Source organism: Micromonospora sp. U21 (assembly GCF_018070045.1).
GTDB lineage: Bacteria > Actinomycetota > Actinomycetes > Mycobacteriales > Micromonosporaceae > Micromonospora.
Window position 1 is genome coordinate 1 of record NZ_JAGPYK010000031.1, and the last position, 16,136, is coordinate 16,136.

The 16,136-nt window shown below is 73.9% G+C and carries 15 protein-coding genes and 1 tRNA gene; 12 read left to right on the top strand and 4 right to left on the bottom strand.

Annotated elements, in window-relative coordinates:
- Window positions 1-509 precede the first annotated feature (509 nt).
- From fdh to KBX63_RS28370, 9 genes are all read left to right on the top strand, one after another.
- Complete coding sequence (gene fdh / locus KBX63_RS28330) at window positions 510-3,782, top strand: formate dehydrogenase (protein WP_256443185.1); 3,273 nt, start codon at window positions 510-512, stop codon at window positions 3,780-3,782.
- Window positions 3,775-4,938 carry a 4Fe-4S dicluster domain-containing protein gene (locus KBX63_RS28335; RefSeq protein ID WP_210916623.1) on the top strand — a complete coding sequence of 388 codons (1,164 nt, stop codon included), beginning with the start codon at window positions 3,775-3,777 and terminating at the stop codon, window positions 4,936-4,938. Before fdh ends, KBX63_RS28335 begins: the two co-directional genes overlap by 8 nt.
- Window positions 4,935-6,107, top strand: a complete 1,173-nt coding sequence (gene nrfD / locus KBX63_RS28340; protein ID WP_210916522.1) for an NrfD/PsrC family molybdoenzyme membrane anchor subunit — start codon at window positions 4,935-4,937, stop codon at window positions 6,105-6,107. The genes KBX63_RS28335 and nrfD overlap by 4 nt, the downstream gene beginning before the upstream one ends.
- A 38-nt stretch (window positions 6,108-6,145) precedes the next feature.
- Window positions 6,146-6,241 (top strand) — tRNA-Sec (locus tag KBX63_RS28345).
- A 22-nt stretch (window positions 6,242-6,263) separates the two neighbouring features.
- The gene (selA, locus tag KBX63_RS28350; RefSeq protein ID WP_210916524.1) at window positions 6,264-7,568 is read left to right on the top strand and encodes an L-seryl-tRNA(Sec) selenium transferase; all 1,305 of its coding nucleotides are present in this window, start codon (window positions 6,264-6,266) and stop codon (window positions 7,566-7,568) included.
- Between the two features lie 2 nt (window positions 7,569-7,570).
- The gene (gene selB / locus KBX63_RS28355) at window positions 7,571-9,325 is read left to right on the top strand and encodes a selenocysteine-specific translation elongation factor (RefSeq protein ID WP_210916527.1); all 1,755 of its coding nucleotides are present in this window, start codon (window positions 7,571-7,573) and stop codon (window positions 9,323-9,325) included.
- A 204-nt stretch (window positions 9,326-9,529) separates the two neighbouring features.
- Window positions 9,530-9,727, top strand: coding sequence for a hypothetical protein (locus tag KBX63_RS28360; protein ID WP_089022155.1), 198 nt, complete (start codon window positions 9,530-9,532; stop codon window positions 9,725-9,727).
- A gap of 84 nt (window positions 9,728-9,811) precedes the next feature.
- The gene (locus KBX63_RS28365; protein WP_210916528.1) at window positions 9,812-11,089 is read left to right on the top strand and encodes a hemolysin family protein; all 1,278 of its coding nucleotides are present in this window, start codon (window positions 9,812-9,814) and stop codon (window positions 11,087-11,089) included.
- A gap of 91 nt (window positions 11,090-11,180) precedes the next feature.
- Window positions 11,181-11,366: a hypothetical protein gene (locus KBX63_RS28370; protein WP_089022156.1), complete on the top strand. Its 186-nt coding sequence runs from the start codon at window positions 11,181-11,183 to the stop codon at window positions 11,364-11,366.
- Between the two features lie 5 nt (window positions 11,367-11,371).
- On the opposite strand, the gene KBX63_RS28375 is transcribed toward KBX63_RS28370, so the two are convergent.
- A complete protein-coding gene (locus tag KBX63_RS28375) occupies window positions 11,372-12,019 on the bottom strand; it encodes a hypothetical protein (protein WP_210916529.1) in 648 nt (215 codons plus the stop codon).
- Between the two features lie 133 nt (window positions 12,020-12,152).
- Between KBX63_RS28375 and KBX63_RS28380 the strand changes: the two genes are divergently transcribed.
- A complete protein-coding gene (locus tag KBX63_RS28380) occupies window positions 12,153-12,359 on the top strand; it encodes a hypothetical protein (protein ID WP_210916530.1) in 207 nt (68 codons plus the stop codon).
- Here KBX63_RS28380 and KBX63_RS28385 read toward each other — a convergent pair.
- The 3 genes from KBX63_RS28385 to KBX63_RS28395 all read right to left on the bottom strand — a co-directional run bounded on the left by KBX63_RS28385 (window position 12,356) and on the right by KBX63_RS28395 (window position 13,994).
- Entirely contained in the window at window positions 12,356-12,832 is a 477-nt protein-coding gene (locus KBX63_RS28385) for a hypothetical protein (RefSeq protein WP_210916531.1), read from the bottom strand. The genes KBX63_RS28380 and KBX63_RS28385 overlap by 4 nt on opposite strands.
- Window positions 12,829-13,041, bottom strand: a complete 213-nt coding sequence (locus KBX63_RS28390; protein ID WP_007460364.1) for a hypothetical protein — start codon at window positions 13,039-13,041, stop codon at window positions 12,829-12,831. The genes KBX63_RS28385 and KBX63_RS28390 overlap by 4 nt, the downstream gene beginning before the upstream one ends.
- A 71-nt stretch (window positions 13,042-13,112) precedes the next feature.
- Entirely contained in the window at window positions 13,113-13,994 is an 882-nt protein-coding gene (locus tag KBX63_RS28395) for a universal stress protein (RefSeq protein ID WP_210916533.1), read from the bottom strand.
- 116 nt (window positions 13,995-14,110) lie between these two features.
- On the opposite strand from KBX63_RS28395, the gene KBX63_RS28400 reads away from it, so the two are divergent.
- Both KBX63_RS28400 and KBX63_RS28405 read left to right on the top strand, forming a co-directional pair.
- The gene (locus KBX63_RS28400) at window positions 14,111-14,857 is read left to right on the top strand and encodes an SAM-dependent methyltransferase (RefSeq protein ID WP_210916536.1); all 747 of its coding nucleotides are present in this window, start codon (window positions 14,111-14,113) and stop codon (window positions 14,855-14,857) included.
- An 82-nt stretch (window positions 14,858-14,939) separates the two neighbouring features.
- Complete coding sequence (locus KBX63_RS28405; RefSeq protein ID WP_210916538.1) at window positions 14,940-16,118, top strand: PP2C family protein-serine/threonine phosphatase; 1,179 nt, start codon at window positions 14,940-14,942, stop codon at window positions 16,116-16,118.
- Window positions 16,119-16,136: the final 18 nt, after the last annotated feature.

Sequence of the window (16,136 nt, forward strand, 5' to 3'; positions counted from 1 at the left end):
TTGACCGACGCCGCGCAGACCGTGCAGGTCTCGGCCTACCCCGACGCCTACGCCCAGTGGGAACAGCAGGCCACCGACCTGGTCGCCCAGCACTGGAACAGCTGACCCAAGCAGCACCTGCGTGACAGTGACCGCTGGCCGGCACCCCACCCCCGGGGCGCCGGCCAGCGGCATGCGCACCACCGAACCGACCGGAGACTGTCCAGGAGTTCCGGTCAGGGGTTGGGTGCTGGCCGGGGAATGACGGGGGCCGTCGGCTGGTTGTGGACAGTGTCGGTGTGACTCAGTGTCCCCGGGCCTCACCTAATATTGCCGTCGCGGAATACCGTTTGGCCGGAGCCGCGTCGCGCCACTCGCCGAGAGGCGACCTGCACACCGACACCAGCGCCGCCCCCAGCCCACCGGCCGGGGGCGGCGCTGTCTGTGCCAGTTGCCGGTACCTCGGTTCGCGTACATGCCTCGGTTGACCTATGTTCATGGGGTCGCTCGCGTGGGAGGGGGTGCCGGGGATGGGTCTGCGGACCTTCATCGAGGGTTGGCCGGTCTACCGGCAGCTCACCGGCACGGACCCACTGGGCCGGGGCACCGCGGCGCAGTCTGCTCGGTCGGCGGGGTTGACCGCCCGCACCGAGGGCGCCGACAGTGTGGCCCGCTCGGTCTGCCCGTACTGCGCGGTGGGTTGCGGTCAGCGGGTGTTCGTCAAGGACGGGCAGGTCAGCCAGATCGAGGGCGACCCGGACAGCCCGATCTCCCGGGGTCGGCTCTGCCCGAAGGGCGCGGCGAGCAAGAGCCTGGTGACCAGCCCGCTGCGGCAGACGAAGGTTCGCTACCGCCGGCCGTACTCGACGCAGTGGGAGGACCTGGAGCTCGACACCGCGCTCGACATGATCGCCGACCGGATGCTCGCCGCCCGCGAGCAGACCTGGGAGGACGTCGACGGCGAGGGCCGGCCGCTCAACCGGACGTTGGGTATCTCCAGTCTGGGTGGGGCGACGCTGGACAACGAGGAGAACTACCTCATCAAGAAGTTGTTCACCGCGATGGGGGCGCTCCAGATCGAGAACCAGGCCCGTATTTGACACTCCGCCACCGTCCCCGGTCTGGGGGCCAGCTTCGGTCGTGGCGGTGCGACGGATTTCCAGCAGGACATCGCCAACGCTGACGTCATCGTCATCCAGGGCTCCAACATGGCCGAGGCGCACCCGGTGGGTTTCCAGTGGGTGATGGAGGCCAAGCGGCGCGGCGCGAAGGTGTTCCACGTCGACCCGCGGTTCACCCGGACCAGCGCGGTTGCGGACGTGTACCTCCCGATCCGGGCGGGCACCGACATCGCCCTGCTGGGCGGGGTGGTGCGCTACATCCTGGACAACGAGCTGGACTTCCGTGAGTACGTGCTGTCGTACACCAACGCGGCGACGATCGTCAGCGAGCAGTTCGCCGATACCGAGGACGGCGACGGCTTTTTCTCCGGCTTCGATCCCGAGACCGGCAGCTACGTTCAGGACAGCTGGCAGTACGAGGGGCACGAGGACTCGTCCGGCAGCGGGCACACCGCCAAGGAGCGGGACAGCGCCGCTGGGCTGGAGCACGAGTCGCACGGCGCGGAGGTGGGCGGGCAGACCCGTCGTGACGAGACGTTGCAGCATCCGCGCTGCGTCTACCAGATCCTCAAGCGGCACTTTGCCCGCTACACGCCCGAGATGGTCGAGCGGGTGTGCGGCATTCCGCAGGAGAAGTTCCTGGAGCTGGCCGAGGCGTGGACGCGGAACTCCGGTCGGGAACGCACCGGAATGTTGATCTACTCGGTGGGCTGGACCCAGCACAGTGTGGGCGTGCAGTACATCCGCACGGGCGCGATCATCCAGCTGCTGCTCGGCAACATGGGTCGCCCGGGCGGCGGCGTGATGGCGCTGCGGGGGCACGCCAGCATCCAGGGCTCGACGGACATCCCGACCCTGTTCAACCTGCTGCCGGGTTACCTGCCGATGCCGCACCACGCCGACCACCCCACGTTCGACGAGTGGGTGGACAGCATCCGGCACCCGGGGCAGAAGGGCTTCTGGGGCAACGCCCGCTCGTTCGCCGCCAGTCTCCTGAAGGCGTACTGGGGGGACGCGGCGACGCCGGAGAACGACTACTGCTACGGCTACCTTCCCCGGATGACCGGCGATCACGGCACCTACCAACAGGTGCTGAACATGATCGATGGGAAGATCAAGGGGTACTTCCTGCTGGGCCAGAACCCGGCGGTCGGCTCGGCGCACGGTCGCGCGCAGCGCCTCGGCATGGCCAACCTCGACTGGCTGGTGGTCCGCGACCTGTTCATGATCGAGAGCGCCACGTTCTGGCAGAACGGCCCCGAGGTGGCCACCGGCGAGATCGTGCCCGAAGAGTGCCGTACGGAGGTGTTCTTCCTGCCTGCGGCCTCGCACGTGGAGAAGGAGGGCACGTTCACCCAGACGCAGCGGCTGTTGCAGTGGCGGGAGAAGGCCGTCGAGCCACCAGGCGATGCCCGCTCCGAGTTGTGGTTCTTCTACCACCTGGGCCGCAAGCTGCGCGAGAAGCTGGCCGGCTCGGACCTGCCGCGCGACCGGGCGTTGCTCGACCTCACCTGGGACTACCCGACGCACGGCCCGCACGCGGAGCCGAGCGCCGAGTCGGTCCTGCGCGAGATCAACGGGTACGACGTGTCGACCGGCCGCCCACTGTCCTCGTTCGGTGAGGCCCGCGCGGACGGCTCCACCGCGATCGGCTGCTGGATCTACACCGGGGTGTACGCCGACGGGGTGAACCAGGCCGCCCGGCGCAAGTCGCGGCACGAGCAGGACTGGGTGGCCGCCGAGTGGGGTTGGGCCTGGCCGGCGAACCGGCGGATCCTCTACAACCGCGCGTCCGCCGATCCGGACGGTAATCCGTGGAGTGAGCGCAAGAGGTACGTCTGGTGGGACCCGGACAAGGGCGAGTGGACCGGCTACGACGTGCCGGACTTCGAGAAGACCAAACCACCGTCGTACCGGCCGCCGCCCGGCGCGTCTGGCACGGAGGGCATCGCCGGCGACGACCCCTTCATCATGCAGGGCGACGGTAAGGGCTGGCTGTACGCGCCGAGCGGAGTCCTGGACGGGCCGATGCCGACCCACTACGAGCCGGCGGAGTCGCCGGTGCGCAACCCGCTGTACCGGCAGCAGGCCAACCCGACCCGCAAGACGTACGCGCACCCGGTGAACTCGGTGAATCCGAGCCCGCCGGAGGAGCACAGTCAGGTCTTCCCGTACGTGTTCACGGTCAGCCGGCTCACCGAACACCACACCGCCGGCGGAATGAGCCGGACGGTCCGTCCGCTAGCGGAGTTGCAACCGGAGATGTTCGTCGAGGTGTCCCCGGAGTTGGCGGCCGAACGTGGGCTGGCGCACCTGGACTGGGCGCACCTGGTCAGCGGCCGCGCGGTGATCGAGGCGAAGGTACTGGTGACCGACCGGCTCACGCCGCTGCGGGTGGATGGCCGGATCATCCACCAGGTGTGGTTGCCGTACCACTTCGGGTTCGAGGGTCTGGTGACCGGCGACTCGGCCAACGACCTGTTCGGCATCAGCCTCGACCCCAACGTCCTGATCCAGGAGAGCAAGGTCGGCACCTGCGACGTCCGGCCCGGCCGCCGGCCCACCGGGACGGCGCTGCTCGACCTGGTGGCCGAGTATCAGCGGCGAGCGGGGATCACCCCGGGCCGCAACGCCCCGGTGGTCACCACCGACAGCTACGGGGAGGGGCGCGGTGATTCCTGATCCGAACAGCCTGTACGGGCCGCTGGACCCGGCGCCGGACGCCGGTTGGTCGACCGCGCCGCCACGGATGGGGTTCTTCACCGACACCAGCGTCTGCATCGGCTGCAAGGCCTGCGAGGTCGCGTGCAAGGAGTGGAACGGGGTGCCCGGTTCCGGCCTGGACCTGCTGGGCATGTCGTACGACAACACCGGCGCGCTGACCGCGAACTCGTGGCGGCACGTCGCGTTCATCGAGCAGCCCCGCCCGGCCAGGCACCGCACGCCGCCGTTCGAGGGGACGCCGACCGACGGTCCGGTCAGCGCCGCGTCGGCGGCCGTGGCGGCCGGCACCAGCGGGCGCACCGGCACCGAACCTGGATTGCCGACCGGTGCACCGTCGGCCGCCGCCCGGATGGCCAGGGGTGGGCCGACCGACGTGCTCGGCGCCCCGATCGCCGCTGGGCCCGGAGGCGGTCGCCCGATCGCCGCAGTCCCAGGGGACAACGGCCCGATCGCCGCCGACCTGGGCGACGGTAGCTCGGGGCCGCAGTTCCTCGGCATGCCGGGTGCGCAGCCGCCGGGTCGGGGTGCCGGCGCGGAGGGGCGTACGGATTTCCGTTGGCTGATGATGTCGGATGTGTGCAAGCACTGCACGCACGCGGCGTGTCTGGACGTGTGCCCGACCGGCTCGTTGTTCCGGACCGAGTTCGGCACGGTGGTGGTGCAGGAGGACATCTGCAACGGCTGTGGTTACTGCATCTCCGCCTGTCCGTACGGGGTGATCGATCAGCGTAAGGACGACGGTCGGGCGTGGAAGTGCACGCTCTGCTACGACCGGCTCGGCGCCGGGATGACCCCGGCGTGTGCGCAGGCGTGCCCGACGGAGTCGATCCAGTACGGGCCCCTCGACGAGCTGCGGGAGCGCGCCGCGACGCGGGTGGCGACCCTGCACGAACGGGGAGTTCCCGAGGCGCGGCTGTACGGGCACGACCCGAACGACGGCGTCGGTGGTGACGGGGCGTTCTTCCTCCTGCTGGACGAGCCGGAGGTGTACGGCCTGCCGCCGGACCCGATCGTGACCACCCGCGACCTGCCGGCCATGTGGAAACGCGCCGGCCTCGCGGCCCTCGCCATGGCGGCGGCCACCGTCGCCGCGTTCGTCGGAGGTTCCTCGTGAGTCCGCACCGCCCCGAGGTGGGCGACCTGTTCCGCCGCTTCCGCGACCGGCTGGCCGCCGAGTGCAGCGACCGGCTGGACCTCCCGGCGCGGCCGGAGGCGCGCGTCCACGACGGCCCGACCGACGCGAGCCTGACCGCGCAGCCGCAGCGGAACGCCGAGCACACCGGCCGGCGGACGGGCCGGCGGGGCGGTCGTCGCGGTGGCGGCGAGGAGCTGCGGGTGCCGGAGGCCGAGTTCACCTCGTACTACGGCCGGCCGGTGCTGAAGGCGCCGGTCTGGAAATGGGACATCGCCGCGTACCTGTTCACCGGCGGCCTGGCAGCCGGCTCGTCGCTGCTCGCCGCGGGTGGGCAGCTCACCGGCCGACCGACACTGCGCCGTGCCGGCCGGGTCACCGCGCTGGCAGCCGTCAGCGCCAGCGCCGTCTTCCTGGTCAGGGACCTGGGCCGACCGGCCCGGTTCCACCACATGCTCCGGATCGCCAAGCCGACCTCGCCGATGTCGATGGGCACCTGGATCCTCACCGCCTTCGGGCCGGCGGCCGGGGTCGCCGCGATCGCCGAGGCGGCCGGCTGGCTGCCCCGGCACGGGCCGCTCGGACTGGTCCGTCGGGCGCTGCCGCCAGTCGGGCACGCCGCCGGGCTGCTCGCCGCCGGCACCGCGCCCGCGCTGGCCACGTACACCGGGGTGCTGCTCGCCGACACGGCCGTGCCGTCGTGGCACGAGGCGTACCCGGAGTTGCCGGTCATCTTCGCGGGCAGCGCGCTGGCCAGCGGCGCGGGCGTGGGTCTGCTCGCCGCGCCGCCGGCCGAGGCCGGGCCGGCCCGCCGGATGGCGGTGGCCGGCGCGGCCCTGGAGCTGTTCGGCGCGCACCGGGTGGAGACCCGCCTCGGCCTGCTCAGCGAGCCCTACCGGCGGGGCCGGCCGGGTCGGTTGCTGCGCGCCGGTCGACTGCTGACCGCCGCCGGGGTGGTCGGCGCGCTGCTCGGGCGGCGCAGCCGGGTGGTCGGCGCGTTCTCCGGCGCCACGCTGCTGGCCGCCTCGGTCGCGACCCGGTTCGGCATCTTCTACGGCGGCGTCGCCTCCGCCCGCGACCCTCGCTACACGGTGGTGCCGCAGCGCGAGCGGCTCGAAGCCCGGCGGACCCGGGGCGGATCTGTCACCTGACCGGGCGGCCCCGCTCGTGCTGTGATCGAATGTCCGATGGAGGCGTTCAGGCGGCTGGTGCCCCTCCCGGTCTTCAAAACCGGTGTGGTCCGGGACCCGGGCCAGGCGGGTTCGATTCCCGTCCGTCTCCGCCAACAGGCGGCAGGAGATGACGCGATGGGCGACGGCCCGGTGGACCCGCGACGTCGGGTGCCCCGCACCGACACGCTGCTCGCCGACCCCCGGTTGGCCGCGGCCATCGCGACGCTCGGCCGAGACCGGGTCAAGGCGGTCGTCAGCCGGGCGCAGGAGCGGGCCCGCCACGGCGAGATCGGCCCCGACGAGGTTCGTGACGTCGCCGTCGCCGCGCTGCCGGCGCCCGGCCCCCGCGCGGTGCTCAACGCCACCGGCGTCGTGCTGCACACCAACCTGGGCCGGGCGCCGTTGTCGCCCACCGCGGTCGCCGCGGTCGTGGCCGCCGCCGGGCACACCGATGTGGAGCTGGACCTGAGCACCGGGCGGCGGGCCCGCCGCGGCCGCGACGCGCTCGACGCGCTGGCCGCTGCCGTACCGGACGCGGGCGCCGTGCACGTGGTCAACAACGGCGCCGCCGCCCTGGTGCTGGCCGCCACCGCGTTGGCCGCCGGCCGGGAGATCGTGGTCAGCCGGGGCGAGCTGGTCGAGATCGGTGACGGTTTCCGCCTGCCCGATCTGCTGGAGAGCACCGGTGCCCGGCTGCGGGAGGTGGGCACCACCAACCGCACCACGCTCGCCGACTACGCCGCCGCGCTCGGCCCGCAGACCGGCTTCGTGCTCAAGGTGCACCCGTCGAACTTCCAGGTCACCGGCTTCACCTCGGCCACCCCGGTACGGCAGCTGGCCACCCTTGGCGTGCCGGTGGTCGCCGACATCGGCTCCGGGCTGCTCGCCCCGGATCCACTGCTGCCCGACGAGCCGGACGCGGCCGGCACCCTGCGTGCCGGCGCCACGCTGGTCACCGCCAGCGGCGACAAGCTGCTCGGCGGCCCGCAGGCGGGGCTGCTGCTCGGCGACGCCGAGTTGGTCGACCGGCTGCGCCGTCATCCGCTGGCCCGGGCGCTGCGCGTGGACAAACTCGCCCTGGCCGCCCTGGCTGCCACCCTGCACCGCCCGGACACGCCGACCCGGACGGCGCTGCACGCCGACCCCGGCACCCTGCGCCAGCGCGTGGAGCGGCTGCGTGACCGGCTCGGTGCGGACGGCCGCAAGGCGGAGGTGGTGCCGGCGGTCGCCGTGGTCGGCGGCGGCGGCGCCCCCGGCGTGGAGCTGGACTCGTGGGCGCTGAGCCTGCCCGAGCGGTACGCCGCGCCGCTGCGCACCGGCGACCAACCGGTGCTCGGCCGGGTGGTGCGTGGCCGGCTCCTGCTCGACCTGCGCTGCGTACCCGCCGCCGACGACGAGGCGGTCCGGGCGGCCGTGCTGCGCGTACCCGGGGACGACTGACCGTGTTCGTCGTCGCCACCGCCGGGCACGTCGACCACGGCAAGTCGACCCTGGTCCGGGCGCTGACCGGGATGGAGCCCGACCGGTGGGCCGAGGAACGCCGCCGGGGGATGACCATCGACCTGGGCTTCGCCTGGACGACCCTGCCGTCCGGCGGCACGGTCGCGTTCGTCGACGTACCCGGGCACGAGCGGTTCGTGCCGAACATGCTCGCCGGGGTCGGCCCCGTGCCGGCGGCGTTGATCGTGGTGGCCGCCGACGAGGGATGGATGCCGCAGTCCGCCGAGCACCTGGCGGCGCTGGACGCGCTCGGCGTCTCGTACGGCCTGGTGGCGGTGACCCGCGCGGACCTGGCCGATCCGGGGTCCGCGACGGCCCGGGCCCGGGCCGAGATCGCGGCGACGAGTCTCGGCGCGGTGGAGACGGTGGCGGTCAGCGGGCTGACCGGCGCCGGCCTGCCGGAGCTGCGCGCCGCCCTGGATCGGCTCGCCGCCCGGCTGCCGGCCCCCACGGTGGACGATCCGGTCCGGTTCTGGGTCGACCGCAGCTTCACGGTGCGGGGCAGCGGCACCGTGGTCACCGGCACCCTCGGCGCGGGTCGGTTGCGGGTCGGCGACGAGTTGGAGCTGGCCGGCGGAGACGATCCGGTCCGGGTCCGCGGCCTGCACTCGCTCGGCCAGGCCCGGCCCGAGGCGACGGCGGTGGCCCGGGTGGCGGTCAACCTGCGCGGTACGCCCCGCGACCGGCTGGGCCGCGGCGACGCGCTGCTCACCCCGGGCCGGTTCCACCGCACCGACCTCGTCGACGTCCGGCTCAGCGGCGACCCGGCGGCCGGCCTGCCGGCCACCCTCACCCTGCACGTGGGGTCGGCGGCGGTGCCGGTGCGGGTCCGCCCGCTCGGCCCGGACACGGTCCGGCTCCGGCTGGCCCGCCCGCTGCCCCTGCTGGTCGGCGACCGGGCGTTGCTGCGCGATCCGGGCCGGCACCACGTGGCCGGCGGGGTGCGGGTGCTGGACGTGGCCCCGCCGCCACTGGCCCGCCGTGGCGCCGCCGCCGCCCGCGCGCAGGTCCTCGCCGCCCTGGACGGCCGGCCCGACCTGGCCGGGGAACTGCGTCGCCGCCGGCTCGTCCGGGCCGGCACGCTGATCCGGATGGGTGTGCCGGTGCACGCCGCGCCGGTGGCGGGTGACTGGCTGGCCGATCCGGGGCACTGGGGGCGACTCGGCGACCAGCTGACCGAGGAGGTGGCCCGCTACGCCCGGGAGCACCCGCTGGAGCCGGGGATGCCCGTGGACGCCCTGCGCCAGCGTCTCGCCCTGCCCGACCGGGTGCTGGTCGAGGCGCTGGTCCGGCCGCCGCTGCGGATCCACGCCGGCCGGGTCGGTGCGGCGAGCACCGGCGTGCTGCCCGAGCCGCTGGCCCGGGCCGTGCAGCGGGTCCGCGCCGAGTACGCCGACCGACCGTTCCGCGCCCCGGAAGCTGACCGCCTCGTGGACCTGGGGCTGGGCCCCCGGGAGATCGGGGCCGCGGTGCGCGCCGGTGCGCTGCTGCGGCTGGCCGACACCGTGGTGCTGCTGCCCGACGCGCTCGACGAGGCGGTCCGGGTGCTGGCCGGGCTGCCCCAGCCGTTCACCCTCTCCGCGGCCCGGCAGGCGTTGGACACCACCCGCCGGGTGGCGGTGCCGCTGCTGGAGCTGCTCGACCGCCGGGGCGCGACCCGCCGGCTGCCCGACGACGCCCGGATCGTCGTCACCTGAGCGGACCGTCCGCCACCCGCACCGCGGGCCCGTGTTCGGGGTCGGGAATCCCGAGCCGACGGTTGACGCCGTGTGACGCGAGGGGAAGGGATGGCCCAGCTGTCCCCGTCGCGGCCGTTCGGTGGCCGGTGGCACTACGTCGCTGACGCGGTGGTGCCGGGCTAATGGGCATCCGGGGCGGCTACGGTCACCTACGGTGACGCCATGGACCCTTCGGCGGTCTGGCGGGACCGGCAGCACCGGTGGCGGATCGAGGCGTACCGCGCCCCGGACCTGCGGTTCGCCATCTACGCCACCAACGGCCCCACCGAGTCCGCCCCGCTCTGGCTGTTCGGCATGTCGGCGCTGGCGCGGTGGCTGATGACCCACGCCATTTCCCTGGACGACCTGGAGACCGACTGAGCGGGGGCCGGCCGGCCGGAAACCGGGCCCACAGCCGGCCCCCGCTGCGGTTGAGTGGCCTCAGGCGGCGGACGGGGGTACGCGATGGGCGCCCAGCTCGGGCAGTTGGTGCTGGTGGCCGTGCTCATTCTGATCAACGCCGCGCTCTCCGGCAGCGAGATGGCGCTGGTGACGCTGCGCGAGGGCCAGTTGCGGCGATTGGGCCGGCGGAGCGGCGCCGGCGACCGGCTGGTGCGGCTCTCCCGCGACCCGAACCGCTACCTGGCCACCATCCAGCTCGGCATCACCCTGGCCGGGTTCCTCGCCTCGGCGGCGGCCGCGGTGTCGCTGGCCGAGCCGCTGGTCGCCCCGCTCGGTTTCCTCGGCGCGGCGGCCCGACCCACCGCGGTGGTGCTGGTGACAGTGGCGCTGACCTTCGTCACCCTGGTGATCGGGGAACTGGCCCCCAAGCGGTTGGCCATGCAGCGGGCGGAACGCTGGGCGTTGCTCAGCGCCGGCCCGCTGGACCTGCTCGCCCGACTGTCCCGGCCGGCGGTGTGGCTGCTCAGCCGGACCACCGACGCCGTGGTCCGGCTCGCGGGCGGCAATCCGAAGGCCAGCCGGGAGGAGACCACCGAGGAGGAGTTGCGGGAGATGCTGGTCAGCCAGCGCGGCCTGTCGGCCCAGCAGCGGGAGATCCTCACCGGCGCGTTCGACATCGCCGGACGGACGCTGCGGGAGATCCTGGTGGCCCGGCGGGAAGTGACGACGCTGCCGGCCAGCCTGGCCGCTGGCGAGGGTGTCCGGCGGCTCGCCGGCGCTGGGCGGTCCCGCGCGCCGGTCACCGGTCCGGGCGGCCTGGACGAGGTGATCGGGGTGGTGCACATCCGTGACCTGGTGCGGGCCGGCGACGGCACGGTGGGGGAGCGGGTCCGGCCTCCGCTGCTGCTGCCGGTCACGCTGCCGGTCGCCGACGCGCTACGCCAGCTTCGTCTGGAGCACCAGCAGCTGGCTCTGGTGGTCGACGAGCACGGCGGCATCGACGGCATCGTCACCCTGGAGGACCTGCTGGCGGAGGTGGTCGGCGAGTTGTACGACGAGACCGACCGGGACGTCCGCGACGTCATCCGGGAGCCGGACGGGTCGCTGCTGGTGCCCGGTGACTTTCCGCTGCACGACCTGCCCGACCTGGGGGTGCGGTTGAGCTTCCCGCTGTCGCGGGAGTACACGACGGTGGCCGGGTTGGTGCTGGCCCGGTTGCGTCACCTGCCCGGCGAGCCGGGGGAGACCGTCCGGCTGCCCGGGCTGACCCTGGAGGTGGTGGAGATAGCCGACCGGGCGGTCCGCCGTGTGCGGCTACGCGGGTTCACCGCCGAGTCCTGACGGTGCGATCAGCCTCCGGGGCGCCACCCGGACGGGGGACAGCCCCACCGAATCCGCCCGCGCCGGATCTGCGCCGCATACGGTGCGATACGTGAAGGATCGAGGGTTTCGTACGTTCGTCACGGTGCTGGCCGGCCTCGCGGTGATCTACTTCGGCACCGCCGGCCGCAGCCCCGAGGAGGGCCGGGGCATCTCCGGCGGGCTGGTGGTGCTGGCGTTGCTCGCCGCGCTGCTGGTGTGGCACCTGACCCGGCCGGGTGACAAGACGGTGAAGTGAGCGGCTCAGCGGGCAGCGCGGGTGACCTCGGTTGCGGACTCCTCGCCGAGCGCCACCCGTACCAGCGCCGAGGCGAGCCGGCCGAAGTCCGGCTCGTCGACCAACCCGGCCAGCCCGTCCGGTGAGCCCGGCAGGCCCAGCCGCTTCGCCCCGGCCAACGTCCGGCGGTCGGCGTACGGGCGCAGGTCGGACCAGACCGTCTGCGCCTCGCGCAGGTAGATGTCCGCGCCGGTGGGCCCGATGCCGGGGAACTCGGTGAGGCGGCGGCGCAGTCCGGCCGGGTCACCGCGGGCCTCCCTGTGCAGCCGCCGAAGGTCACCGTGCCAGCGGTCCAGGCACAGCCGGGCGCCGGTGCCGAGCATGGTGGCCGTCCGCTCGTCGTAGCGGCGATAGTGGCCCCTGCCCAGCGCGTCGACCCGCTCCTGCCAGCTGGCCGCCTCCATCGCCTGTGGTGTGCGGTAGCCGGCCACGAACAGTTCACGCGCGGCGTCCACCGCCACGCAGGCCCGGATCCGGGTGCTCAGCAGGGTGGCCAGCACCAGCAGCTGGTACAGCGGCCCGGGTCGGTCGGAGAGCCGGATGCCGGCGTCCTCCGCGTAGGTGCGGCTGCTCCGTTTCAGCAGGACCTGCGCCACGGTTCGGTCGTTGCCCACGTCCGGTGGGTACCCGCCCCTTCGTGGCCTAGCCCTGTCGGCGGTGAGCGGGTCCGGAATGCCGCCGGGTCGGGCGGGTATGCCTGTGGTGGAGGCGGTCACATGCCGCCTGCCGTACCGGAGGGAGACACCCGTGGTCAACCCGCAGCAGGAGGAGTTCCGGCGCAACGCCAAGGGAGCCACCAGTCAGGACAGCAAGGGGCCCAAGCCCACTGGGCACCCGCTCAACCGCGGCTCGTCGCGCGGAGACGAGGGTCGGCCGGTGCCCAAGGGCCAGGTGTCGCCGTACGGCCCGGCGGGTGAGCCGGTGGCCGAGGACGAGAGCGACGACCGGATCTAACGACCGCGACGTGACGGCCGCCGCAACCTGTTCCAGGTGGCGGCGGCCGTCAGCCCGTACGCGAGGTGGGGCACGATGTCGGAGATCCAGTCGGCGCGCCGCCACGTGCGCGGGTCGCTGATGCCCAGGGCCGTGATGGACCCGTCGGTCATCGTCATCACACCGGCGCCGAGCACGCCGGTGGCCATCGGCAGTGGCTGCCGCCGGCCGCGGGCGTAGAGCGCGAACCCCACGCCGGCGGTGATGCCCAGTGCGTAGCCGACCAGGGCTCCGAGGCCCGAGCGGCGGTTCGCCGCCGGAGCCCCGGACCCGAGGTCCACGTGCGCGATCCCGGCCACCCGGTCGACGGTCTGCTCCGGGGTCTCGCTCGCCGGCCGGGCCCGCAGGGCCATGTCCAGGTAGGTGACCACGTTGAGTGCGGTGCTGCCGACGGCGCCCGCGATGGCGCCGTCGGCCAGGTCGACCCTCCTCACTTCGGGTCGCCTGGTTCGCGCTCACTCTTGGGTCCGTACGTGCGCTCGCCGCGCACCACGCCCCGTTGACCGCGATCCTCCTGGAGAATCCGGTTGGCGACCTGGTTGGCCTTGCCGTCGGGCACCCGCCGTCCGGAGTCGTCGATCGCGTTGCGCATCCGCGCCCGCTGCTTGTCGTAGGCGTTGCTGCCCGGCCGTGGTCCTGGCATCTGCTGCCTCCTTCGTCGCCGTTGGCGTACCGCGGCCGTCTACCCGTCTGGCAGCGGGCCAACCCCGGGGGTCAACGGGGACCGCGGAGCACGGCGACGGGGCACCGCGCGTGGTGCAGCACCGACTGGCTCACCGACCCCAGCAGCAACCCGGTCACCTCGCCGCGCCCCTGCCCGCCGACGACCACCAGCTGGGCGGAGCCGGACGCCTCGGCCAGCACGGCGCCGGCCCGGCCGTGCACCGCCCGCCAGGTCAACCGCAGCTCGGGCCACCGCTCGGTCAGCCCGGCCAGCCACTCGGCGAGCACCCGATCCTCCTCGCCGTTCAGCCGCGCCTGGTCGTACACCAGGGGCTGCATGTCGCCGGGGCCGGTGCTGGGCGGGTGCCGGTAGGCGTGCACCGCCAGCAGTGGCACGCCCCGCGCCACTGCGGTCTCCGCTGCGAACTCGGCGGCGAGCCGGGACGCCGCCGAACCGTCCATACCGACCAGCACCGGCTCGTCGGGACGTTCCGCGCCGCGGGCCACCAGCACCGGGCAGTCGGCGTACGCGGCGACCTGCACCGCCACCGAGCCGAGCACCAGCGAGGCGAAGCCGCCCAGCCCCCGGTCGCCGAGCACGATGAGCGCGGCGGTGGGGGATTCGCCCACCAGCACCGCGGCGGCCTCGCCGTCGATGATCTCGCCGGACACCGACAGCCCTGGTGCCGTGGCGTCGGCCTCGGCCACCGCGGCGGCGACGAGTTCCTCAGCCTGGTGGCGCAGCCCGCCGCCGGCCGGGGCGCCCGGGGCGGGGGAGACCGGCACGTGCAGCAGTGGCCAGATGAACCCGTGCACCACGCGAAGAGGCCGGCGTCGGCGGGCGGCCTCGGTGGCGGCGAGGCGGACCGCGCGCAGGGACGGCTCCGAGCCGTCCACGCCGACCACCACCGCCGCGCTGTTCGCCGAGTTCACCGGGCCACCTCCCGCCGGGGCCAGTATCGCGGCCGGGGACGGCCCGGCGGAGCGATACCGTCCAGACCGTCCGGGTCGGTACGCTGGCGACGACCAGCCGGGAGGGAGCGTCGTCGATGGGTGAACCGGACCAGCCGAGCACGGCCCGCATGATCGACTTCTGGCTCGGCGGGGATCACCACTTCCCCGTCGACGTGGCCGCCGCGACCGCGTTCGAGCAGGCGTACGGGCCGTGCGCGCCGGTGTTCCGTGAGCTGCGGGCCTTTCTCGGTCGGGCGGTACGGGCCATCGCCGGGCAGGGCGTCGACGGGTTCCTGGTCTTCGGCGCGGGAGTGCCCACGATGGGCAACGTGCACGAGGTCGCCGCCGAGGCCACCGTGCTCTACACCGACGTCGACCCGGTCACCATCCGGTTGGGGCAGCGCATCCTCGCCGGCAGCGACCGGGCCGGCTACGGCTACGGGGACGCCACCGACATCGGCACCGTCGACCCGGCGCAGCTGCACCGCTTCGTCCCGGGCTGGGGCCGTCGGCCGGTCGGGGTGATCTTCCTCGGGCTTGCCGCGTTCCTCGACGACGACACGCTGGCCCGCACCCTCGACGAGCTGTACGCCGCCGCAGCGCCGGGCAGCATGCTCGCCGTGGACTTCGACACCGAGGAGCTGGCCGGTCATCCGGAGGCGCTGGCGATGATGGGGCCGGCCTTCCGGATGCGCGCGCCGGCCGCGTTCGCGCCGCTGCTGGGTCGATGGGCGCCGACGGCGGACGGCATCGTCCCGGTCAGCCGGTGGCGGTCGGACGGTCCGCCGGCACCGGTGCCCGACGCGTTCCACGGCGGGCTGGCGACCCGCGGCAGCGACTGAGCCCCGGCGATCGCGCCGACGGCCCTGTCCGCGGGCGTCCGTATGATGCTTGCCCTGTAGCAAGCTTCTGGAGAGGACGACCATGGTGGACGCGCCGGACGTGGTGTCGCGCGCGCTGCGCGAGGCCCCGCCCGACCAGTTGGCAGAGGCTGCGGACCGGGCGATCCGCTCGACGCTGGGGGCGGTGCGCAGCAACGTGTTCGTCGCCGACTACCGGATCAGCGGGCTCTGGCCGGTGCTGGATCCGGACCTGCCGGCTGCCGGCGTCCTGGCCTGCCACACCATGGCGCAACGCTGTTTCAGCAGCCAGCAACCGGTGCGCGACGCCGCCGAGGAGGGCGCCTGCCGCCTCTACCTGCCGCTGACGGTGTGGGGGGAGCGGCTGGGCGTGCTGCTGATCGAGCTGCCGGCCGTACCGGGTCCGGGCGTCACCGGCGTCGCAACGGACATCGCCGGCGCCCTGGCGATGGCGATGCGAGCCGCGGACCGGGAGACCGACCGGTACCGCCGGGTCCGACGCCGCGAACGGCTGAGCATGGCAGCCGAGATGCAGTGGGACCTGCTGCCCGGGCGCAGCGCGGCGCACCGCACGTTCCATCTGGCGGGCCAGCTCGAACCGGCGTACACCGTCGGTGGGGACCACTTCGACTGGTCACTGGACAGCGACCGGCTCACGGTGACGGTGCTCAACGGTGAGGGCAGCGGCCTGGCAGCGTCCCTGCTGACCGCGGTCACCGTGAACGCGATGCGCAACGCGCGCCGCTCCGGCGGTGGGCTGGTGGAGCAGGCGGAACTGGCCTCGGACACGGTCTTCTACCAGCACCGGGGTCGCCGACACGTGGCCACCCTGCTGCTCGAGCTGGACACCGGCACCGGGCGGATACGGGCCGTCGACGCCGGTTCGCCACAGATGTTCCGGCTGCGGGGCGCGACGGTCGAGCCGCTGAAGCTGGAGCAGCAGCTGCCGCTGGGCATGTTCGCCGAGACCCGCTACGAGCTGCAGGAGTTCCAGCTCGCGCCGGGGGACCGCGTCTTCGTGGTCAGCGACGGGGTGTGGGCCGCCGAGCCGGCGGGCCGGGAGCCGTACGGGCAGCGAATGATGACCCGTTCCCTGCGCGCTACGCGGTTGCAGCCGGCGACCGAGGCGGTTGGTACGGTGATGCGCGAACTGCATGCCTACCACGTGGACTCCGATCTGCGCGACGATGCGGTCGTGGTCTGCCTGGACTGGCACGGTCCGCGCGACCGGGACGGCGGGTGAGAGTCGCCGCTCCACCGG

Excerpts from the sequence above, each read along its gene's own strand:
- KBX63_RS28390 (WP_007460364.1), bottom strand. The coding sequence starts at position 13,041 with ATGCCAGGACCACGGCCGGGCAGCAACGCCTACGACAAGCAGCGGGCG.
- KBX63_RS28365 (WP_210916528.1), top strand. The coding sequence starts at position 9,812 with ATGGGCGCCCAGCTCGGGCAGTTGGTGCTGGTGGCCGTGCTCATTCTG.
- KBX63_RS28360 (WP_089022155.1), top strand. The coding sequence starts at position 9,530 with ATGGACCCTTCGGCGGTCTGGCGGGACCGGCAGCACCGGTGGCGGATC.
- KBX63_RS28400 (WP_210916536.1), top strand. The coding sequence starts at position 14,111 with ATGGGTGAACCGGACCAGCCGAGCACGGCCCGCATGATCGACTTCTGG.
- selA (WP_210916524.1), top strand. The coding sequence starts at position 6,264 with ATGGGCGACGGCCCGGTGGACCCGCGACGTCGGGTGCCCCGCACCGAC.
- KBX63_RS28405 (WP_210916538.1), top strand. The coding sequence starts at position 14,940 with ATGGTGGACGCGCCGGACGTGGTGTCGCGCGCGCTGCGCGAGGCCCCG.